The organism is Cytobacillus oceanisediminis 2691, assembly GCF_000294775.2.
GTDB lineage: Bacteria > Bacillota > Bacilli > Bacillales > Cytobacillaceae > Cytobacillus > Cytobacillus pseudoceanisediminis.
Genome location: NZ_CP015506.1, coordinates 4,057,588 through 4,079,622 on the forward strand (window position 1 = coordinate 4,057,588; position 22,035 = coordinate 4,079,622).

The window sequence follows — 22,035 nt, forward strand, 5'->3', positions numbered from 1 at the left end:
CTTCCTTAATTTAGGAAATCAAAGACGTTATGCTTTATAAAAGGATTTCTTATTTGCATTGCCCATTGACCCTCATCTGTATGTTCGAAATACACACCAAAATCATCAGAAAACACATCAAAAGGAAGCTTATGGCTTATCTGTACTTTAATAATATCTTCATAATCAGGACTACATAAAAAGTATTCATCTTGAAACTGTTTGACAAATAGTGTCGAGTCTTTAATTTCAACCTTATTATTAAATGCAAAGTTAGGCACTCTTTTCGTATATTTAATTAGATTAGTGTCATTACTTTTAAGGATTTGAAGCCATTTAAACGTCCTTTCGGTTATTCCTGAAATTGTATCAGCCATTTTTATTAATTCATTTCTTAACTTACGGATACTATATTGTTGAAGCTTTTGGTCTAAAACATTGCTTAATTCAGTAGCAGCAACTCTAGAATGGATTCCACAAAGATAAATGTTAACTGAAAACATATTAGGAAGTCCCATTTGAACCAGGACGGCTAACTCTTCAAAAACTTTGCTTTCTTCCTCCAATCCCTTTGTAGATAACATTCTAGCAATAGCGTTAATTGCCCAAGGTAGTTTAAACCCAAAATAAGTACTACAGATTTTTAAAGCTTTTTCGCTGAATGAACTTATTGATTTACCGCTAACCCAACATTCTCTTAATAAATCCAACTCCGTAAGCTCATTTTCTACTTTAAATTGGTTGGAAGGAAATTTAGCAATTGTATTCTCTATTTCTTTTAAAAACGAAATTAACTCTACTGTGCTTCGGTCTGAAATTTGGAATTTATAGAGTAATTCCAAGATATTTTCTAACTCCTGTTTGATGAATAATCCTGAACGAAGTGGGACACTTGAAGATACAAATCCACGCCAATTTATTGGGTCTCCAACCATTTTCAATACACCACGATTTCTCGCTTTTATTAAAGCAAGAATATCTTCTTCCTCAAGTTCCTTGAAATGATTTGCCTGAATATATGCTAACGAACTTCTAAAGAAATCATCAACCCATGCAGATGCATCTTCCTCTTTGTAACTTTCAAATTCGAGATTTAAACTAAGTAGTGTATCATCAATCAGGTCAAATAACATAGTGAAAGTATCAATTTGTTCTTCTTTTAATTGCGAAAAGTCGTTTTCAGCAATCATTTGTAGCAACATATCAAATTCTATATCGGATGTTTCTGCTACTCGGTAAAAAAACCTTAGGGCGTATAGAAGCCCGCTCACTGCTTTTTCCTGTTTTTCAATATTGAAATATTCCATCGCCAGTTTCCGGTCATTGCTAGCTTTTTTGGCTCCTTTACTTGCATCAACTACAAATAGTATTTTCCCCTCTGTGTCAATAAAACTTCGACCAGCTCTTCCTGCAATATTCCAGAAATCAGAATGCTCGACTCTATCACTTTGATTTAACCAAACGTTAGCAATGATTACAGATGAAACCCCAATGTTAACCCCTTGACCTAAAGTTGAAGTCGAAACAATGATTTTAGGATTTGAATTCCTCATTAATTTTTCCATAAGCAGCCTGACCTCTGAAGGGAGACCAGCATGATGACATAAGACTCCATAAGAAGCAAATCTATAAATTTTTGATTCGGTACCATAAGCCTCTTCACAAGCCAGTTTAAAAGCATTCCATTCAAATTGATTCGACCAAGTATGTTCTAGGCGAAGTTCTTCCATAGCCCTTATAATCTCTTCCCCTTGTGATACCACCATGTTTTGCTTACCTACATAAACTAGAACTGAACCTGATAAAGCTAATTTAACTGCTGAAGCAGCTACTGCTTGCTTTTTTTCCTTTGGGAAAATGAATTCAGACCTTGGTTTTTTCACTACAAATGGTGTTATAAAATTACGATTGAATGATTCAATTTCACCTTTCCATGTGATATTTACATTACTACCTGTATATTCCAGTAAACCAAACCTTTGAGTTGATGGTCTCCATTTTGAGTGAGCCTTCATATTACCGTCACCAGCAATCCACTTAGCAATTTCATCTGTATTTGGCAAAACCGCTGAAAGGAGAACCATTTTCCCTTCATTTTTCCTAATATGAAACCTTAGCTCTTCAATTAAAATCTCACTGGTTACATAACGTTCTTCTGGACCAATTAAATGCCCTTCATCAATAATAACCAATTTGATTCGTGATTTAATTTCCGAGTTGCTTCTTATGATTGCTTTAGCCTTCTCTGCTGTTGCAATAATGATATTTGATTCATTGATAACCAGTTCATCAATTTTGCTAAATTGGGTACCTCCATAGAGATGAGACACTTCAAATCCAAGTGGACGAAACACTTTTGATAATGTGTCCTCCACTTCATACGCTAAGGACCTAAATGGCGTTAGATAGATTATCACTGCATCGGGTTCTTCTATCAATTTTTGAAGTATCGCTATTTCAGCTACTCTGGTTTTACCACCACTTGTTGGAAGACTTGCTACCGCTCCAGCAGGATTTACTACCTTTGATAGCGCCTCTTTTTGGGAATGAAACAATTCAACAACAGGACTTTTTTGGAATGCCATAGCCATAATATAGTTTTCGATAATCCCTTGGTCATCATCTCCAACAGTTGGCGGAATTGTTTTCCACAAAGAATTATGATAAAAGCCATCAATTATAATACGGAATAATCGTATGCACCACCATAGTGAAGGTTCTTCATCAATAGATAACAAATCTAGCAAGTCATTAGTATACTCTCTACATTTTTCTAACCAATCATCATTACCCGAATATACAAACTCCAATAAAGATGCTACTGCCTTGGATAATATAAACGTGTATATTCTTGTGTTTGCATTATCATCATCATTAATGTCCGAAACAACTTCACTTTTATAATCATTGCTTATTAAAACTTCAGATATTAATTTGCCGAGTCGGTTATAGTCACGTTTCAAGAAGTATCCTATTATTTTTGAAATAACTGTATCGAATTCCACATTTTTTAAAAGAATGAAAGACTTTGAGTACTGATGAGCAGCGTAATATGCCAGGGAGCTAGCAAGTACAAAATAAGTACTTAGCTCATTTCGATTTTCTATGGGATTATGCACGTGCTCTAATATATTTGCCCCTTTTTCCAACGGAAAAATCGATTTTTCTATATCCTTATTTTCTACAAAAGAGCAACCAACCGAGAGATAAGATAAAGCAATATGTGTAAGCCTTCCGTCTAAACCGGCAGTGAAATTAGGAAAATCTTCAACTGGTTCATGAACGTTAAATAAAATATATCTGGAGTCTCCCTGAGCAATAAGTTTTTGGACAAATTTATCGCTCTCCAGTTTTTGTAATAAATCAAATGCTTTTATTTTATTCATCGTTACCCCTCTTTAACTTCTCCTCTGCCAAATCAAAACTCATTGCAATAAGCTCCTCTGGCTTTTCAATACCCAATGAAACAAAAACAAAGTTTGGATTATTTGAAACCAGATGTCTATTAACATTAGCAGTAGTATTGTGATTGCTGAGTAAAAATCCAACACTAATAATTGGAACCTTGCCATCATGCAGAGTAACATTTAAATCTTCTAGACTCTCGGCTAAATCCTCGTCACCAAAGTCACTCATCTTTTGAGCTAGAAAAGTTACAGACAGAGGCAACCTCATTTCTTTAGCAAATTCCTTAGTAACTTCTTCGATTACTGCTTTACTAGGAGTTGTCCTAAATTTCGATTCCCCAATGATTACTTTTTCATACAAATTTTCACGATTTAAAAGAAGGACATCATCACCTTTCATTGCCTGGTTTACGTTTGTGTTATATCTTAGTCTATACACTAGCAAGTTAAGCTTCGTAGTTTCTTGTAGGTATTCAGCTAATATAATTTCTGTACCGTTTCCCTTCTTTGTTTTGTCAACAGTAGGTAATAAAGTTTGCTTCTTTACATATTCTTCGAATCCATATTTATCTAGTATTTCCTCACGTTTTTTCTTCAATCTCTTTATTCTTTTTTCATCAATGTGATGCTTTACTATCCAATCGGAAATTTGCTCAATTGCAAATTCTCTTGACGCTTTTTTCTCGGATAAATGCCTATGTTTTTTATTTTCAGTGACTGGTTCATCTACTGATTCCAGCCATTCATAAAAAAAGGATGAATTGGGGTGCTCACCAATAAGCTTACATTGTTCGGATATCGTTTTCTCCATACCAAACTCTCCTAAAAACTATTTTTGTAGAATTCTATACTTAATAACCAACCCGAATAAAACATCAAATTATAAAATAAATTACTACAATAACAATATCAATTAATAGTAAAATTATCCATTAAAGGGGTGAATTTATGGTTGTGATTTGGACAAAAGAAGTTGGTTCTAGAGGAACTATAAAAGGTATACAAGATGCAAATGGCAAAATATTAAAGTCATGCATCCAATGTGGAGAAAATAAAGATTTACATGAGTTTAATAAAAACACCAATCTAAAAAGTCACCAATTATTTGAGGTTCTAGAAGATGAGTGTCTAGATTGCATGGTTAATAATAAAGCTTTTCCTTTATTCCATAAAATGAAGAGACATCATGATAATGGTTATCATAACTTCAAAAAATTATTTATTGAAGATAATAAAAGATGCGACTATGAAATATGGGAATTTAAGTATGAACCCCAAAATTATGTTCTCTTTATAAAGGACCAACAAAAAGAAATTTTCTTTACCCATCTTTTTTCTAAAATGCAAGGTGAAAACTCTACAAGACATACTGCTTATCGCTATTTCTCTGAAGTATATCGCGCCGATTTCTTTTCCATCCTTAAAAGCATAAGAATTTGCTCGTTTTCTTCAGGTAGAAGCCGTCCACTTGTAAAAAGGAACTACCCTATTTCAGAATTTCTAACATTCATTCCTACGATTTATGCTGCTGACCTCCAGGAGATTGAGAAAGATATAAAAGCAGCTGAAATTGAAGAGAATTCCGATAAATATCAATCAATGTTAGAGGGTAAAGCTGTTCAATATTTTGGTAATAAGTATGAAAGAAGTCCAGTAAACCGCAAGAAAGCTTTAGATTTACATGGGTTTTGTTGTAAAGTATGCGATTTTAATTTTGAAAAGGTTTATGGAGAGCGGGGAAAGGAATTCATAGAAGTACATCACATAAAACCTTTACATACATTAAGGGGAAAACAAGAATTCTTTGACCCACGCACAGACCTCATACCTGTTTGTTCTAATTGTCATCGAATTATACACAGAAGACCAGATAATGTTCTCTCTATTGATGAAATGAAGAAAATAGTCAACAAAATGAATTCTTAAAATTATGAGTGATAAGGCTAGGAGCAATTCCTTTTATAATAGACCAGTAAAACATTGCAAATTGAAATTATGTCCACTTGCTCTCTCAGTAAACTTTTATAAAAGATAGAAAACTGTTTTTTACATTATTATTTTTTAATGCTTGCTGCGGCGTAACAAAAATAAGGATTCCCCATATCATTTTGGGAATCCTTACTCAACATGAATAATCCTATTTTAATAATTCTTTATGATGTCTTACAAGATGTATCGGCAAAGGATTATTAATGTAACTACTGAAAGTAATTGCAATATTCCTCATCAGATGTAAGCAAGTCGCAATTTCATCATTTGGCTCACTCATTTTTAGCCTAAATGTATGTCTATTCTTGAAAGCTAAGTTCCTATCATGATTTGTAACAGACATAGCCGTCTTATCAGTTGTTAGCTTAGGTGGAACCGAATAATATTCATCACCGTTTCGCACTAAGAATGTTCCAGTAGAAGGTTTACCATCAACCATATTCATAATAAATGGATTTCGATATCTGGAAATATCATAAACAGCAACATTAAAATCTGCACAGTTATTTAGGTATTTTTCAGGCACTTTATCCTTTTCGAAAACAACTATACTATTCTCGCTGTCTACATTTAACTCAATAAATATCGTGAAATCTTTATTATCTTCCTTAATCAAGGTCCTTAAATAATTTTCATTTAGATAAATTAAAGATTTTTCAACGGACATCCATCCTGTATTAGGATATTTCACTTCAATTAGGGCATTTTTCATTCTTACGAGCATATAAAGATATCGGGCTGCTCCACCTTGTTTTAGCTCCAATAAATACGGAAAATAAAAATCATATTTTGAAAAGAGCACTTGGTAATCGTTTATCATTTGATTAGTAAGTCCTTTTCTGGCTAAAAGGTCGGACAATGCGCTATTTATTATTGACCTTTGTTGGGTAAGAGATTTCTCTTCTAGAGGATGAAAGAATTGAGTTATCCTCCCAACTTCATTAAACCCTTTCCTAATTGCATTTTTAGGGTCAGACTTTTTGTCATATTGATAATCATTTTTTCAATGAGTGAATAAATAATTTCTTCCGGCTTAGATAAGGATGATATTATTTCTTTTATCCGCTTTAATTCAGATGTCTTCGAATTATACTCGACAGTCAAATCAGAAATTAACTCTTTATTTTTCTCGACAACCTTTATATCAACTGACATGGCTAATTGATGGTCATTTTTTTTATCATATAACCGGTATTCAGTTAATGAGTCTTGAATAATTTCATAACGTTTGTATTTTTCATCTACGCTATTCCACTTTTTAAAAGAGTGTGAAATCCACTCAAGTATATCCTTATTTTCTGACCAGAGCTCAATAGTCACCTTCTCATTATCCCTAACCTGTACATCATCAATCCAAACTGACCCTTTTCTGAGAGAAGTGTTTTTTATTTCCAACAATTTTGTATTTTCATAGGCGCTGCACAAACCAGGAAAAGCACTTTCAAACATTTCAAACAAGAACTGCTTTTCATATTTAGAAAGACCTGATTCCAAAAAATTGCTTCCTTTTTTGTCGTCCAATTTATATGGAATAAATGCAGCTAGTGGCTCGCTCTTATAAAATTGACTTGGATTTTCCAAAATTTGTTTTAATAAATTTTTTTCCAGGTTTATGCTATTAAGCATAGACTTGTTCAAATTGGAATAGGAAAAGACGACATTTCCTCTGAACTCATTAATAGGCAATGTATACAGTGTTTCCTTTTGAAAATCAAAAAAGTACATCGTTCTTTTGTCATTTCGTGGAAAGCTTAATTTACCTGCCTTATTAATCAAAGGCTTGTAGTTCCATCTCCTTTTAGAAGAGTGAATATGAATTTTAATCCCAGCTGTATTCATTTCTTCTTCAAAAGAAAAAGATAGTACGTAGGAAAAACACTGCTTCTGGTAAACTTCTTTTTTACCAATATAGTGCTTTGGATAAATGGGTTCAGAAATGATTTCATATTGAAAACCATCAAAGCTTATGAACCATTTTTCCGGAAAAGAAAAATGATTCACTCCTTCAGATGCGTCGAACTGGAATTTAAGTGTCTTTTCATTTTTTACAAAATAATAAGAAAGATAACTCGACAATATCATTTTTCTATGTTTAAAGTTTAGGATGTCCGTCAAAGGAAAATTAGTGGATGACAATTCCAGATAACGTAAATCCTCAGGAATTACTAAGCCAGGGTAGTCTTTCTCCAGAACATTACTGAGCCAATTAAGAAATCGGTGATGAATGAATGTACCTGTATCGCTCTTTGCTTCATCACTTAAAAACAGCCAGGGTTCTTTGCCTTTCATAGCATTATCTGTAAAATTTGCACATATCACTTTATCGGCATATATACCTTGCATCACCGTTCTAAATGTAGATATCTTAGTTTCCCATTTATATCCATCCTTAAATTTCTCCAAGTAAAGAAAGGTCTCATACGGAAAATAAACTACCTGAGTTGTTTTATTACGCAAGAAGTCTTCATTAAGCAACAGACTGTGAAAAATAATATCCTTCGTTTTTGCTGTTTTCATTAAAATACCTCTGCATTCTCTAGTTTTAAGGCTTTCTTTAGTCCTCTTAGAAACTCTCCATAAAGAAGTTCTTTTGCCTCTGGAAAGTTGGATTGCTGTTCCAAAATTGAAACCCAAATTCTTAGCATACTAGTTTGGTACTTTTCCTTTTTCCCTGTTTGATTGGCATTCTCCCAGGCAAAAGGTGCATCAACATAGAAGACATTCGCATTTGTTTGTCCCCTGAGCAGTCGCCCTATCATTTGCCAAAAATTTATAAACATATACCATGCCATATTTTCTTGCTCTTCCTTTTGAAGATACGACCAGCCGCTCTCATCTTCCGCAAGCATATGTTCCAGCAACATATTCGACCTTTTACGGACATAATCAACAGCTTTATGGAACGAATAATTATAATTTTCCTTTGCTGCTTTGATATAAAATGGTAAACTTCCATTGATAACCTTAATAATATATTCAATCTCTCCTGATGGAATAAACGGACGTATTAGAAAAAAGACGCTGCCGAATAGAGATTTGTCTGTCCCAGGAACCAATATATTATATCCGCGGTTAATGGATAATAGCGGCGCAATCAAAATATCTGCTCCTGTATCTCCAAAGAACTCAACCTCGCCCCTCAGGACCAAATCTTCATTTTCGACATCCTCATTAGTTAATGCCTTTACCCTATTAGGAAAATGTTGTTTAAGTTCATCTAGAACCACCAATGCCTGTTCGTAAGAATTTACTACCAACAATACTTTCCGCTTTTCTGAACCCCATAACGTCAGTTGTTCATTAATTTTGGGTACTAATTCAGAGGACATTCTCTTAAGCATTTTTTGTTTTGTTAGTTCATTTGATTGCCCTGAAATAAAAATAGGAGAACCGTTGTAATAAACGGGGAAGCATTCCTGATAAATTTTAGATTTTATTAGAGTTGTTGTTTCCAGCAAATAATCCAAGTCAGTATTGAGATGATAATGCTTTGAACCTTCAGCAAAGCTGGTTCCTGACATAAAGACCATAGAAGGTCCCTTTTTTGGGTGATATTTTCGAATAAATTAGAGAAATTCATTAAAAAATGTCTACCCACAGCCAAGTAATCATATGTCCTAAATGTTCCGACCGACCCTTCTTCACCACCATGTGTTTCCCTAAAGAAGTATTGAAATGAACGTCCGGTGGCTGCGTATGGAAGAAAAGGAAGAAACCTTTTTACATTTTTAAACACACTAGAGATTTCAGGAATTTCTTCTCCTAAAATATTTTCAACTTGGTGCTTAATTTTTAATAAATATTTAAAATGTGAATCGAAATTTATTAAATAAATGTAAAACTGAAACAGAAGCAATAATTGCTTTTTTTCGACCTCTTTCATTCCTGTATAAACCGAGAGCTCAGAATAGTCGTATTTAACCAAGATTTTATTTAATAATCCTTCAGTCAAATCTTGCTCCTGCTTTTTTTGCTCAATAGCATTACCAGAGTAAATTTTAACTTCGTCGATATCCCTTATATACTTACGAATCACTTTTTCAAGAGACATGTCCCCTTTTTCATTAGAATTAGGGAAATCCACAGTTATCATGGTTTCATAAAAAGGATGTTTCGCAACTTGCTTAACTTTTTTAAATAACGATTTTGTTATTTTGGATAATAACTGATGGTGACCGAAAGCATAGTTTTTAACCTCTCGTCTGATATAGGCACTATCTTGTATCAGCTCATAAAGGTAATGTGCCACTTTACTAGTTTCGTTAACAAAGTGTCGCCATTCCTTCGATGTTTTACTTGATGAAAAATCGTATCGCTTATCTAAGGTATTTCTTGCAGCAAGAAATGAGTTATCAAAAAGAGCATCTTTGTTACCCAGTAAAATATTTTGCGATAAAAATGAGCCATCTACCGCCTCTTGTACACTATCTGCCTCGTCGACGTAAATTACATCCATCATTTCATAGGCTAATTCGGCATATGTAAAATCATATGGGTTAACAAGAACATTGGGTTTTGTATGGATAAACGCGCTCTGTGTGCCCACCCAAACATCCGCGTCGGCAAGCTGCCTTTCCACAGTATACTTACCGCATCTATCAAACATAGGGCAGGAAAACTGTTCATCATGATGATACAAGCTAACACATGGAGAGCCGGTACTTTCTTTTGCATCAGCTAAAATTTCTGCTGTACAAACCCCACTAAAGAATTGCAATACATACTGCAAAGACAACTCGGATAATGGGTTTTTTTGATAGTCCCTTGCAGCTTCCCGTTTTACTTTTTTTATGAAATTTTTAAGGTGCTGAGCCATGTTTCTCTTTCCAATAAGGGGAACAGCTTTGAGCCCGACTAAATGAAGTTTGTAAACAAGTTCCAATGTATCAACCACATTGACTGTCATAACGGCAGTCTTTGCCTTCAGCTGCTTTAACCGGAAAAGCTCTAATTGTAAAAATGTTGATTTTCCTGCCCCGACAATACCACCAATACTCACTTTATCTTTATATAAAAACTTATTTGAAGTTGGATTTGTAGGAGTTAGCTTAAAAATATCAGCTGCAGCAGTCCAATCACGCATCCTGCTGTTTTCTTCATCCGTATAAAGTTGCTTATTAGCTTGAATAAATTCATTTATATACTGAGCAGTGGTTTTCCAAGTTTCTTCATCAATGTTAGTAGACAATATCTCAAATGGAACCTTCTTGCGTTGCTGAGGCAATCTTAATTCATTCAGTTGCTCCTTTAAGATATTTTCTTCTTTTACAAGGTGTTCAGGAACAGCTCTCTTCCCCCCACCTTCAGTAGTCATCATATACTTTTTAATGTTATTTTTTTTTGAATCAGAACTTGAGTAAAAATATATGTTATCAATCTTATCTTTTGTAAGAAAAGGTGGATATTCTCTTGATGTCGGCATTACCGTTTTAGGATTAAGCAATGTCTTGTAATGTGTCAGCCTTTCTGTAAAGACCGATACACTCTTTTGAATGAACTTTTCATCTTCGCCCAGCCGATACATTCTTATAAAATTATCCAAACGCAGATACTCCCGAACAGTATCCTTCCAATTAATGTGTGAAAAATTACTGCCAAAAAAAATACGGATTATTTCAATAGACGCTTCATCTTGAGATGCGGGATATAAGCTTTTATAATTTGGAAATACTGACCAAACATTGTCTATTGTTGCCTTTTCACTGCCGAAACTCTTCTCAAAAGCATAAACTGTCAATTCAACAAGTAAAACCTTTTTCAGCGCGGACGGGCTAAATGATAAGTCCTCATTATTAAGGTTTCTCACTTCCTCACTGAAAGCTTCAAGTGTCCCCCTTGATACATCAGAAAAGGATTTGAACATTGTCATTTTCCTTTCTATTTACTGATTTGTGCTTCACTCTGCCTTTTAGTCTTGATGAACCGTTTCTTTTGAACATTTCTTTTATCATGGAGAAAGAGTATATTCTAACATCCATATGACCTCTTTCCTGGAGAGTCCGATTGACGTATTCAATATACCTTTTTGAAGCCTTATCGTCCGGCACGGCAATGATTTCAGTTTTTAGAGTTCCTTCTTCCTTTTCTTTCAGCAGTTCTTCTGCCAGCCTTTTTGGTCTGGTGTAATCTTTAACATCTATAAATGCATATTCCAATATATTTTCGTATTCTTGAAAAGCATAAATATCGCCTTTCTTTTCAAGCTGCGGATACAACTGGACTGTAACACTCAATTTTTTTAAGTCTTCAACCAGTTGCAGTTCTTTTTTGCCAGGGATAACTGTACTTAACAGAATACTTTTTAAAACGCGTTTATTTTGGTGACTTTCGATTTTTGAATTTTTCAGGGAGAAAACATCAAGTTTTTTACGGCACTCTCTTTTCACACATGTAAAGTACCCTTTCGTCTTTTCCTCTAAAGTCCACCCGCACGCCTGACATTTGTATACAAAGCCAGAAGGAATGTTTTCATAGCAATCCTCAAGGATTGATATAAGGAAGGGTTCTAACCTATGTTTAAAACAAAAAGCTTCAATTGTTTCCTCATCGGTGATTGGATTATGTATCAAAAAAGTTCTAAAAGCAGTATATTGTTCCTGCATGCTTTCATTTTGATAAATTTCATAAAACTTTCTACAAGATACCAATGCTTCACGAATTTTCTTAGTAGAACTTTCATGAAAAGATTGTTCCTCATTCAGTAATTCTTCGGCTTCAGGCGTTATACCAATTTCATCATCTAAAATAGTAAAGAATTCATCGATATTTTCTTTATTCAATTCGTCTATTGAAAAATAACCCCAGCTGCCAATTGGCTGCTTCAATAAAAGTAAAAATTCATAAACAGTTGCAGGATAAATAGCTTGAGGTTTTTGCAACATGTCAAATAACAATTTTTTTCGGAATTCTTCAAAGCCCTTTGAAGCTTGTGTAGCACCAACCAAATTTTGATTACATATTTCAATATCTGCCTCTACACGTTTTGCCCATTCAATAATTTCAACAATTTTCTGAACAACAGGCATTTAAATCCCCCTTTTTCAAGGTTAGTAAGCCACTAGCCGTGTCTTTCTCCGATTATATGGCAATGAAATATTACCGGTATTCCCTCTCCCAATGTGGAGAGGGAATTTTACCAGTTTACTAGTTTTGGTATTGATAACGAACTTTGAATAATGGGTCGTTCTGCCAAACCCACCCAATAATCCTTCTTAATCCTTGTTCGCTGTCAATAGTCTTACTTACTGTTTGACCGGTTGGATTGCCCTGCGCGTCTGGGATATAGCCTTCCGCTTCAAGCAGTGAACATCTGAATTGCGGACCGTTCCCAGGTATTTGAATATTAGTGACAACTTGTCCACTAGTGACAACATTGAAAGTCGGCATTGGTGCCCATAAGCCAAGTTCAAATGTTTTATCTTCCTTCGGATAAAGAGCCAGGTCATATTCAAAAGTCAAAACCTTTGTACCTGCTTTAAATACCACAGAAGATAAAATGGTTGTGGTTCTGAGCAGCTTGTACATCTCGTCCAATTTCTCAGCATTGCCTGTTTTCAGAGCTTCCTTAAATATTTCTAATTCGTCCTGAATATCTTTAAAGCGCTGCCCAGCAAAATTTGTAATATTGCCATCAGGGAAATTCGTACGTGTATCCAGCGCTTTTCCTTGTGCAGGAATGTAAAATGATTCATCATGTGGAAGCGGCGCCTCTAATCCAATTTCATGCAATACTTTTACCCGGTCATATTCTTCTCCATACCTAGAACTCGAAAGTACAGTTGCATTAAGGGATACCCAAGTAACATTAATTCTCTCTTGATTTACAGTTAACATATAAACCTCTCCTCTTACTTTAAATTTTTATTCAGAAGAGAAATCTTTACATTTCACTAAAACCATACTATAATTATATAAGTTTTAAGAAAAATGAAAGAATTTATCTTTTCGCTGGGCGGCAACCCTCGAAAAGCTCTTCTATTTTTTCTTTCTGAAAAACAAAAACAGAATTCCATCCAGAAGACAAGGGTACTGACACTACTCTTGTCTTTTTTATATTTTCATAGTCCACCAACTCCTTCCAAAATTCAGTATATAGCAAGTCTTCTGAAAATATCAAGCAAAAAATCCAAAAAAAATGAATTAAAAATGTTTATGTCACAAACAAGAAAATAATGGTATTTATAGAGGTGCATCTATACTTTAGTCATATTCGTTCAAAATAATGGCTAAGTTTCTTCTTTAAACTCCACAAATAAAATTTTGTTTATTATTTCATACTTGTTTACTATAGAAACATTTTAGGAATGAATTCCTTTAAAATGTTGACTAAGTTATACTGTTTTTATAAGAGATTTATGAATAGGTGAGGAAATGGAAGATATTATATATATTGAAATTGGAAAACTTATTAAAAAGACGAGACTTTTGAGGAATTTAACCCAACAAGAACTTAGTGAATCCATAAATATCACTAGAGCTTCAATTGCAAATATTGAAAGAGGAAGTCAAAAGATTTCTTTGTATACTTTATATCAAGTAGCAGAAAGTCTAGACGTGTCACCTAAATCACTACTACCAGAAGTTGAAGTACTTACAAAATCGCAAAAAAATCTAAATACAGATTTGGATAATTTAAAAGAAAGGTTAACTTTAAAAGAACTTGAATGGGTATATCAAATTAAGAAAAAAACTGAAAATGAAGGAGGCTTGAAAGATGAAAACAAAAAAGAAGATAGAACAGAAAGCTAATGAATTATTAAAAATGTTCAATATAGATGAAGTTCCTATACCACTAGATAAAATAGCTGAAGGATTAAAAATATCAATTCAAGAAGAGAAACTTGAGGGAGATTTATCAGGAGTTTTGATAAGAGATAGTGATAAAACAGTAATTGGAGTAAATTCTAAGCACTTACCTAACAGACAAAGATTTACTATTGCACATGAGATAGGTCATTTTATATTACATGAAGGAAATCCGATACATATTGATAGAACTTTTCGAGTAAACTTTAGAGATAAGAATTCTTCACTTGCAAATAGTATTGAAGAAATTGAAGCTAATGCCTTTGCTGCCGCTCTTTTAATGCCAGAAAAGAAACTCAAACAATTTTATAACAAAAAGTTAAAAGAAGGAATTGATTTCGAGCATAGTGATGAACTAGATAGTATTGCAGAAACTTTTCAAGTAAGCAAACAAGCCTTAATGATTAGATTATTTAAATTAGGCTTAATTGATGATTTAGGAATTTGAAAATTACTAAATGAATATCTTTTAAATAGAATATAAAAGAGTAATTGTTTTATTCCAACCAATTAACTAGGAGCTTTCTATGAATAATAGGTAATCACTATATATTAAATTTGATGGATTTCACTTAATTTATCTATTAAGGAACCATATAAATAAGTTATACAAAAAATAAACATTTTTTTAGTTGAGAACCTACAGAAAAAACCGTATAAAGATTGTCCTATTATATTTATACTGGAGTCTTAAGAATGGGGAAATTAATGTGAAACAGATAGAAGCAATTTTTTTAGATAGAGATGGAACAATCGGTGGCGATGATACTGTCCATTATCCTGGAAAATTTGAACTTTTTCCTTTTACAGCCTTCCATATAAATAAATTAAAGAAACACAATGTAAAAATATTTTCTTTTACTAATCAACCTGGAATATCAAGAGGGTTCGCTAAAGTAAAAGACTTTAAAGAGGAACTAAAAGGGTTCGGTTTTGATGAAGTATATATATGTCCACACGGTCATGATGAGGGATGCTCTTGCAGAAAGCCCAGCCCAGGAATGTTACTCGAAGCTCAACGAAAACATGATTTAACTCTCGAAAACTGTGTCGTAATTGGGGACCGCTGGAGTGATATTGTTGCAGCTGAAAAAGTAGGAAGCATTAAAATTTTAGTTAGAACTGGGGCTGGTGAATTCACAGTTAATGAACACTTTGATAAATTAAAGGGCATTAAAATAGACTACATAGCTAATGACCTTAATGATGCTTTAACCTGGTTATATAAAAAATTTTATTTTAAATAATAATGTATAACATTATCCTTCTAAAAAGGGGTTGAATGGATTAGACTCCCCTAAAAATAGAAATACTTAGAGAAGAGTTTTTTCCTGCTATTTACTAAATGAGTTAACTTGTTAATTTAAATATTATCCAGATGGGAATTTTAAGTTCATCCACTACTTTATTTAGCAATTCATTTGCTAGTTTTTAATACTGTACCTCCTAATCGTGATGTAAATCATATGTTACACGCACAAAGAATTTGAGGGACAAAGAAAAAGGAGCACAATAGCTCCTTTTATTAGTTCTTCGTATTAAGTTATTAATCTCGCTTTAGAGTTTAATCGTGAGACACTAAAGCATTTTGAATCTTTATTGGTCTTTCTAATGTATCTATGAATTCGGATGTTTTTGCATAATAGTGTTTCTCAATCTGTTCAAAATATGGTACAAGTCCATTTATAAGGTTATCATTCAACTGTTTTTGTCCTGTTAGAAGAATTTCTTGACCTTTCTCTAAATTTTCAAGCCGATTATTTACCTTTTGAATTTCCCACAGTATTTGCCTCAAAGTTTCTTCCATATAACAACTCCGTTTTTTAAAATTTCCTACGCGTTTTAATAAAGAGTATTTCTAATTAATTCCATTCTTTGATTTCACCAAATTTATTTTCTTTTAGCAAGATTAGAACGCTCAAATATATATTGGTCTATATAACATTGAGCTTCTGTTTCATTAAAATTATTTCGTTCCATCAAGAATCGCATTACTGTTTCTTTAGACACATATCTTACAATTGAACCATTTCTATTTCTTTTCGTATTGCTAATAGAGATAATCCCTGCATTTAACTTCTTTTCTATGGTTGGCTGTGCCATTTTAAGTATTTTTACTAATTCCCTTACACTAAAACCATCACTTGAAACGGTCTCTATTTTTTTTCTATTTATAAAAAAACTAACATCTTGACTGTTTATAACTATCGATTTAATTTTTTTACTCCCACGCAGGAAAGCAAACCTGAATACATTTTGTAAAAGTAATTCTATTAGGTTCACAGTTTTAATTTCATAACACATTAAGTGCGTGTTCACTTTTTCGAAGGAAATCCACTCTTGATTAATACTATTTATTCCCTCTACTGCTAAGTTGGATAGTTTATTTAGGAACTCTTCTCCTCGCTCTTTCCTAATATACCATATCGGATATCCCTCTATTCCAGGACCATGCTCCGCCATTATTATATCCTTTTCAACTAATCCTCTTGTAGTATAAAAGTTAGCTCCTATAAATCTACCAAGAGCACTCAATGACAAACTCTCTTCTTTCATTTTTATATACCTTTCAAGACTTTCTCTTTCAATTAACTTTACAGTCCTCTCCTTTCTTTTAATAATTCTTTGTTTCAATAGATTATATTGACAAAGATTTAGTATTACTTTCCATTCAGTATTCAATATTTTTAGCGCCTCAGTACGAGTTACATACTTTTTTTCCTTCAGTTTGCTTTTTATTTTGTATCTCTGGTTTATATTTTCATCTGTCAATTCATTAAGATAATTATCATAAGCTTGTTGATAAATACTCCCTTTCGGATGATTAATTACCTTTTTAAGGTAATTAGCAACTCTAAAATAAGTATCCTGCTTTTGCTTTCTTAGAGAATCAACACACTTTAGTAGTTCATGAAAATAATCAAATGGGTCAATAATACAGAAATGTGCAATGGTATTCATCAATCTCATTGAATCGATATTCTTATTCCCATTAAAATTCAGTTTTTTTAACTGGCTGATATGGTTAAAAGAAGTAAAGTATTCCACCTTCCTATTATCCATAGCCTTACATAAATAGAAGAAAAGAAAAAAATATTCTTGAGCAGTTAGCGAAACATTTTTGAATTGTTGCATGTCTACACCATGAAGGTAATTAAATATTGCTTTTTGAGCTTCTAGTACCATTACCTCATTCTCTTTATCAATAGTTTCAGTTGCGCTAAAACGAAAACTACACTTACACTTATCTGCCATAAAGCGACCAAGTAATATTTTCCTTTTACAATTCGGACATACATCAATAAGCTTAATTTTATGTTCATTGCACAAGGTAATTAATGATAAATCCCAATCTAAACGATGATAATAATCATTTTTTATACATTCCGGGCAATACTTGGTATGGTATTTCTGATAAACTCGATGGCTTTGAAATAGAGAAGATACCTCTCCATTTGGACTAACTATATCTACTAAAATATCATCATATTTATTTAGGATATATTTTGAGACATCGAGTTTCAACGACCGACTTAATTCTTTAAATACGTGTGTTGAGCCATATTCTTCTCTTAAGTAATTACAATTAGTATTATAAATCGTCGCAGCTATCTCTTTAAGCATGGAGCCCAAATGGTCATAATAGTTTTCCCTTGCTGCTCTAAACAGGAGCGAATACAAACTTTCATTTTTTTTTCCGACCACTCTATTTAATAAAGGTTTCATATTTTAAGCTCCTTTATTCTTATTATTGATAAATGGATTTGTCCCCTTTAGGATATAGGAATGTATTTGATATGCTTTGTATAAATCAGCAATTTCAATATGATTTTTTTGTTCCTCCAAAGCAAATAGAGCTGCTCCTTTAACTAACTTTATAATGGAATTCATGTTTCCTTCTGTTGCAGCCATAATGAGTTTAGCAATTTCAGGCTTACTAAATCCCCCCATGATTGGAAAAGGTAATTTGTTGTCTATCTGATTTAATAGTGTCCTGAACTCCTTCTCTCTTCTTTCATCTTCATCACCAAATGGTGGTAATGAAAAGGAAATAGAGAACCTTCTTTTCAACTGAGAATTACAATCCAGGACGGTCTTGGCATCCTCTAAACCAAACAAAACAACAGGTACCTTTGTTTGATTAACAAGAGACTTGAAACAATCTGCAACTGCTCTATTTACCCTTTGATTTTCTGAATGAACAAAATGCTGAAATTCATCAAGTAATATAATTTCAACACTACAATCCTCTATTAGTTTAACTAATCGATGATTTTTATTGCCAATAGTCCCTCTAGTCGGAAAGGGGTCCCCTAAACGGTCCAGCATAGTCTCTAAAAAAGTGTTAATTGTAGTAGGACTAGGGATTTCCCCAGCTAAAATTACTTTTTTGGTTCGTGTATTGACATAAGTTGTACTTTGATAACGACTAAAATAACTCTCTAATATGGTTGACTTGCCAGAGCCAGAAGGACCAGTGATTAGCATACATTGAGGGTCAGATGATATTTCCTTTGATTTGTGACATAGCTTAATCAGCTCCAGAGCCTTTTTGAACCTTGGGTGATGTATTTTTAGGTTACTAATCTCCTTTTTCTTCTCTTTTACGCTCATCGTTAGATATCTTTCTCGGTTTTCAGTCACCATTAAAATTCCTCCCAATCATCAAAATCTATAAAGTCTAATTCATCATTTACTTCCACTTTCTCTTCAAGAACCTCAATCTCTTTTATTGAAGGTTTCAATGGTTCAGTCGATAATATTCTATCAGTTCCTGTACCTTCAATCCTCTTCATTCTCTTTCGTTCTTGCATAGTACTTTCTTTCTCTTTCTTTATTTTTTCAATAAGCTTTGCTTTAGTAGCTGATAAATGCTTTTTATCAGGTATTCCTCTTTCTTTATTGGTGTTTTTTACTATGACTCTATGCGCATACTCATTTAGTCCTTGTGTGTATTTCTGGTCAGTGCATGGCACTTCTAAGTATTTCAGGCTGTTTACATTAAAGACGTATATCTTACTTAAGTCGGTAGGGTCATATTTATATTTCACTTTACACGGCTTGTCTTTTACCTCTATTTCTTTCTTCAATTCAAATAATTCATCTGATTTATAGAAGAGGTGAGACCTCCGTATGCCCCTCCTTTGTATACTGCCATATCCAACTTTCATCAAAGCAATTTTCCAGTCAATCATTTTATCAGGAACAGCGGGTCGAGGTGAATGTTCATAGTAGCTCTTCCATAAGTTAGACGGAATTCCATTTACTCCGGTATTTTTTGACATAGCGTAGTAATCAATTAACCACAGGTGAAAATACTCTAGAAAATTATTAAATCGAATAACGCCATTTTTCTTTGGGTCGTAATCCCCTTTTTTAAAAACATTCGAAAATGTAGTCCCAGGTGCTGAGTGCAAAAAGTGCTGATTAATGGTTCTGAAGTGCCTTTCAATAGCACCTTTATACCATGGCATTTTTACAGGACAATGATAGATATCAATTCCTAGCTGTAAACATGCTTCTTTAAAATGCTTACTTTTAAATTCCTTTCCGTTATCCACTACTAATAATTCAGGAATTCCATATGCTAACCAGCTATGTACAATTTCGGGATATTTGTCTTTGACATAGGTTTTAGGGGTAATTGCATGTAACAATGCATGACTAACCGCAGTGTAGGAAGGTTCTTCAAAACCTATGTAAATCCCCAGAGGATAACCAGTATAAACATCTAAGATACTAGTAATGGTTGGTCTACCTATGGGTAAATAATTTTCATCATCCACTACTATCAAATCTAATTTGGTATGGTCGCACTCCACTCTTTGGAGTGGATATGTTGGCTTTTCATGATAGTTTACATTTTTGTACTTATTTCGGACAGCATTTATCCCTTTCTTTTCCTTTTCAACATCATAGATTGGGAGCGCTTTTATTCGACGTCGTACGGTTGATTCAGACGGATGTAACAGCTGTTCCCCTGCTATTCTTGTCTCATTCACTTTATCTATTTCGTGATAAACCAATTCATATATCGTTTTACTAGATATTTCTTCACGGGCATAATAATAGTTAGATATTATCCTTTCAATTATCATTTCCACTTCTTTATCTACTTTTTTTTCCCTTGGTCCGCACTTTTCTGTATTATCCACTAATCCTAGAATATCGAAGTCACTATCTCTAAAGGATTTTAACCATCTGAAGAGAGATGCTCTTGAGACATTTTGTCCCTTCTTTTTTAATGTCTCTACTCTTGATTGAACATAAGGTGTTAAGACTTTAACATTTAATTTAAGAAGTGGTTTTATAGCTTCAAGCTTAAACATTGCACGAGCTTTAATATGTTCATCTAACATTGAAAAATCACAATAACCTGGAGGCTCTGAATCGCCTGTTAAACTGTTGGTAAATACTATATTTCCTATATTCAAATGATGTAATATGTCCATTAATTCGAAACGTTCTGTTATACCAAATTCTAAATCTTTGACTAGAAATACGTCTTTTTCTTCTTCCTGTATAATTTCCATCCGTCTACCATCAAGTAAGAACTTGGTATTTACACCAATATAACTTTTTCCCATAGGTCCTCACCTTCCTGAATTAACCGTAATTTCAAACTTAAAATATCACATATTTAAATATCTCATATTTTTTATTATTCACACTTTTTTAAATTTGTAAACACTTATGATAATAAAATCAAAAAAAATTGTAATTCGAAAAGAATTACAATCTCTGCAAATAACAATTGAACTCATCTTCCTTTATGCTGTATGCTTCTAAAAAATTCAGAAATTCTAAAGGTGTTTTGCCCTTTTTGTTAAATATATTTACAAGAGACGAGCAAATATCATCCTGATTAAAACTCCTTGTTAAAATCAAACCATTAGGAATAATCGCCTTTCCCTCTAGTAAGAGATGGTTCATAAACTCCTGATTAGCTGCTCCAAAGAGAAAAGTACGAATACTTCCATTATATTGAACTTCAACCATTACTCTTAGGAGGTTCCTATGTTTAGTGTCCTCCGTATTACAATTTAATTGAATATCATCGTCTAAACTATATTTAAATTCTTTATCAATAACCCGCTTTTCATCCTTAAGATTAAATGCTGCTAATTTTTTGGGTGTTATTGGATTAACCAGGTTTGCTTCTTGATTATACTTATTGAATAACTGAAAGATATGCCGCTTCACCATTTTCCCACTTTTATTAGTTATAAAAAGGAATTCGCTGTTTGAAAAATGATGATTAATTCTTTCATTCAGATATTCATCCAACACTTGTTGGAGTTTTGTATTAAGAATATACTCAAATCTTCTATCTTTATTTTTTATTAAAATAGCACCATTCCTATAATCCTCTAACCTGAGCTCTATAATCTCTGAAGCGCCTAAATTAATTTTCAAAATCAGCATCATTATTGCGAAATCTCGCTTATTCTTCCCTATTTTAACGGCTTGAATAAATTTTTCCTTTTCGTAAGTATCTAGCTTCTCTGGTTTAGGAATTTCCAGGTGATTATTTTCCACTCTATCACTTCTTTTAATAACTATGTCCTTCTGATAACCCTTTTCCACTAAGAACTTATTGAATTTTTTCAATCCCGTAATTCGAGCATTTATGGTAGCTGCTGGTATATTGTCTAATTCAAGTTTCAAACTGTATCCATTAACTACTCCTCTTTCTAGAAGTCTAAATTCTCCTTCATTTATGCGCTCATAATAATCTAAAAAATGTCGAACGGCAGCTAAATATACTTGCTGGGTAGCTTCTGACACTTTTTGCTCATTAACAAGCCAATCCTTAAATTGCGATACAATATCCATAACTTTCCCCCAGACATTA

The 22,035-nt window shown here is 33.2% G+C and carries 17 protein-coding genes; 4 read left to right on the plus strand and 13 right to left on the minus strand.

Translation table 11 applies throughout. The features are described from left to right. Positions 1-5 precede the first annotated feature (5 nt). Together A361_RS20435 and A361_RS20440 are read right to left on the minus strand one after the other, a co-directional pair. Positions 6-3,365 carry a DEAD/DEAH box helicase gene (locus A361_RS20435; RefSeq protein ID WP_019380160.1) on the minus strand — a complete coding sequence of 1,120 codons (3,360 nt, stop codon included), beginning with the start codon at positions 3,363-3,365 and terminating at the stop codon, positions 6-8. Beyond that, on the minus strand, positions 3,358-4,197 hold the full coding sequence (locus A361_RS20440) for a Hachiman antiphage defense system protein HamA (RefSeq protein WP_019380159.1): 840 nt from the start codon (positions 4,195-4,197) through the stop codon (positions 3,358-3,360). The genes A361_RS20435 and A361_RS20440 overlap by 8 nt, the downstream gene beginning before the upstream one ends. Positions 4,198-4,334: 137 nt before the next feature. Here A361_RS20440 and A361_RS20445 point away from each other — a divergent pair, with 137 nt between their 5' ends. Then, positions 4,335-5,312: an HNH endonuclease gene (locus tag A361_RS20445; protein WP_019380158.1), complete on the plus strand. Its 978-nt coding sequence runs from the start codon at positions 4,335-4,337 to the stop codon at positions 5,310-5,312. Between the two features lie 211 nt (positions 5,313-5,523). Here A361_RS20445 and A361_RS20450 read toward each other — a convergent pair whose 3' ends face one another. From A361_RS20450 to A361_RS20475, 6 genes are all read right to left on the minus strand, one after another. After that, the gene (locus tag A361_RS20450) at positions 5,524-6,333 is read right to left on the minus strand and encodes a hypothetical protein (RefSeq protein WP_157888605.1); all 810 of its coding nucleotides are present in this window, start codon (positions 6,331-6,333) and stop codon (positions 5,524-5,526) included. Continuing rightward, positions 6,300-7,892: a pPIWI_RE module domain-containing protein gene (locus tag A361_RS20455; protein ID WP_019380156.1), complete on the minus strand. Its 1,593-nt coding sequence runs from the start codon at positions 7,890-7,892 to the stop codon at positions 6,300-6,302. The genes A361_RS20450 and A361_RS20455 overlap by 34 nt, the downstream gene beginning before the upstream one ends. Continuing rightward, positions 7,892-8,842 carry a hypothetical protein gene (locus A361_RS20460; RefSeq protein WP_162272010.1) on the minus strand — a complete coding sequence of 317 codons (951 nt, stop codon included), beginning with the start codon at positions 8,840-8,842 and terminating at the stop codon, positions 7,892-7,894. The genes A361_RS20455 and A361_RS20460 overlap by 1 nt, the downstream gene beginning before the upstream one ends. After that, on the minus strand, positions 8,812-11,244 hold the full coding sequence (locus tag A361_RS20465; RefSeq protein WP_162272011.1) for a hypothetical protein: 2,433 nt from the start codon (positions 11,242-11,244) through the stop codon (positions 8,812-8,814). Before A361_RS20465 ends, A361_RS20460 begins: the two co-directional genes overlap by 31 nt. After that, positions 11,219-12,400 (minus strand): hypothetical protein, encoded by a 1,182-nt coding sequence (locus tag A361_RS20470; RefSeq protein WP_019380155.1) that lies wholly within the window; start codon positions 12,398-12,400, stop codon positions 11,219-11,221. Before A361_RS20470 ends, A361_RS20465 begins: the two co-directional genes overlap by 26 nt. 118 nt (positions 12,401-12,518) lie before the next feature. Then, positions 12,519-13,208, minus strand: a complete 690-nt coding sequence (locus tag A361_RS20475) for a hypothetical protein (RefSeq protein WP_019380154.1) — start codon at positions 13,206-13,208, stop codon at positions 12,519-12,521. Between the two features lie 537 nt (positions 13,209-13,745). Here A361_RS20475 and A361_RS20485 point away from each other — a divergent pair. The 3 genes from A361_RS20485 to A361_RS20495 all read left to right on the plus strand — a co-directional run bounded on the left by A361_RS20485 (position 13,746) and on the right by A361_RS20495 (position 15,427). Continuing rightward, positions 13,746-14,123 (plus strand): helix-turn-helix domain-containing protein, encoded by a 378-nt coding sequence (locus A361_RS20485; RefSeq protein ID WP_019380152.1) that lies wholly within the window; start codon positions 13,746-13,748, stop codon positions 14,121-14,123. Beyond that, positions 14,089-14,628: an ImmA/IrrE family metallo-endopeptidase gene (locus A361_RS20490; protein WP_019380151.1), complete on the plus strand. Its 540-nt coding sequence runs from the start codon at positions 14,089-14,091 to the stop codon at positions 14,626-14,628. Before A361_RS20485 ends, A361_RS20490 begins: the two co-directional genes overlap by 35 nt. A 262-nt stretch (positions 14,629-14,890) precedes the next feature. After that, positions 14,891-15,427: an HAD-IIIA family hydrolase gene (locus A361_RS20495; RefSeq protein ID WP_019380150.1), complete on the plus strand. Its 537-nt coding sequence runs from the start codon at positions 14,891-14,893 to the stop codon at positions 15,425-15,427. Between the two features lie 317 nt (positions 15,428-15,744). Here the strand turns inward: A361_RS20495 and A361_RS20500 are convergent, their stop codons facing one another. The 5 genes from A361_RS20500 to A361_RS20520 form a co-directional block, all read right to left on the minus strand. Next, complete coding sequence (locus tag A361_RS20500; protein ID WP_019380149.1) at positions 15,745-15,987, minus strand: hypothetical protein; 243 nt, start codon at positions 15,985-15,987, stop codon at positions 15,745-15,747. Between the two features lie 83 nt (positions 15,988-16,070). Beyond that, positions 16,071-17,906 (minus strand): TniQ family protein, encoded by a 1,836-nt coding sequence (locus A361_RS20505; protein WP_019380148.1) that lies wholly within the window; start codon positions 17,904-17,906, stop codon positions 16,071-16,073. Positions 17,907-17,909: 3 nt separating this feature from the next. Next, positions 17,910-18,827 carry a TniB family NTP-binding protein gene (locus A361_RS20510; RefSeq protein ID WP_019380147.1) on the minus strand — a complete coding sequence of 306 codons (918 nt, stop codon included), beginning with the start codon at positions 18,825-18,827 and terminating at the stop codon, positions 17,910-17,912. After that, on the minus strand, positions 18,827-20,767 hold the full coding sequence (locus A361_RS20515; protein WP_019380146.1) for a Mu transposase C-terminal domain-containing protein: 1,941 nt from the start codon (positions 20,765-20,767) through the stop codon (positions 18,827-18,829). Before A361_RS20515 ends, A361_RS20510 begins: the two co-directional genes overlap by 1 nt. 145 nt (positions 20,768-20,912) lie before the next feature. Then, positions 20,913-22,016, minus strand: coding sequence for a tyrosine-type recombinase/integrase (locus tag A361_RS20520; RefSeq protein WP_019380145.1), 1,104 nt, complete (start codon positions 22,014-22,016; stop codon positions 20,913-20,915). Between the last annotated feature and the right edge of the window lie 19 nt (positions 22,017-22,035).

Excerpts from the sequence above, each read along its gene's own strand:
- A361_RS20435 (WP_019380160.1), bottom strand. The coding sequence starts at position 3,365 with ATGAATAAAATAAAAGCATTTGATTTATTACAAAAACTGGAGAGCGAT.
- A361_RS20440 (WP_019380159.1), bottom strand. The coding sequence starts at position 4,197 with ATGGAGAAAACGATATCCGAACAATGTAAGCTTATTGGTGAGCACCCC.
- A361_RS20445 (WP_019380158.1), top strand. The coding sequence starts at position 4,335 with ATGGTTGTGATTTGGACAAAAGAAGTTGGTTCTAGAGGAACTATAAAA.
- A361_RS20455 (WP_019380156.1), bottom strand. The coding sequence starts at position 7,892 with ATGAAAACAGCAAAAACGAAGGATATTATTTTTCACAGTCTGTTGCTT.
- A361_RS20465 (WP_162272011.1), bottom strand. The coding sequence starts at position 11,244 with ATGACAATGTTCAAATCCTTTTCTGATGTATCAAGGGGGACACTTGAA.
- A361_RS20470 (WP_019380155.1), bottom strand. The coding sequence starts at position 12,400 with ATGCCTGTTGTTCAGAAAATTGTTGAAATTATTGAATGGGCAAAACGT.
- A361_RS20475 (WP_019380154.1), bottom strand. The coding sequence starts at position 13,208 with ATGTTAACTGTAAATCAAGAGAGAATTAATGTTACTTGGGTATCCCTT.
- A361_RS20485 (WP_019380152.1), top strand. The coding sequence starts at position 13,746 with ATGGAAGATATTATATATATTGAAATTGGAAAACTTATTAAAAAGACG.
- A361_RS20490 (WP_019380151.1), top strand. The coding sequence starts at position 14,089 with ATGAAAACAAAAAAGAAGATAGAACAGAAAGCTAATGAATTATTAAAA.
- A361_RS20500 (WP_019380149.1), bottom strand. The coding sequence starts at position 15,987 with ATGGAAGAAACTTTGAGGCAAATACTGTGGGAAATTCAAAAGGTAAAT.
- A361_RS20505 (WP_019380148.1), bottom strand. The coding sequence starts at position 17,906 with ATGAAACCTTTATTAAATAGAGTGGTCGGAAAAAAAAATGAAAGTTTG.
- A361_RS20510 (WP_019380147.1), bottom strand. The coding sequence starts at position 18,827 with ATGGTGACTGAAAACCGAGAAAGATATCTAACGATGAGCGTAAAAGAG.
- A361_RS20515 (WP_019380146.1), bottom strand. The coding sequence starts at position 20,767 with ATGGGAAAAAGTTATATTGGTGTAAATACCAAGTTCTTACTTGATGGT.
- A361_RS20520 (WP_019380145.1), bottom strand. The coding sequence starts at position 22,016 with ATGGATATTGTATCGCAATTTAAGGATTGGCTTGTTAATGAGCAAAAA.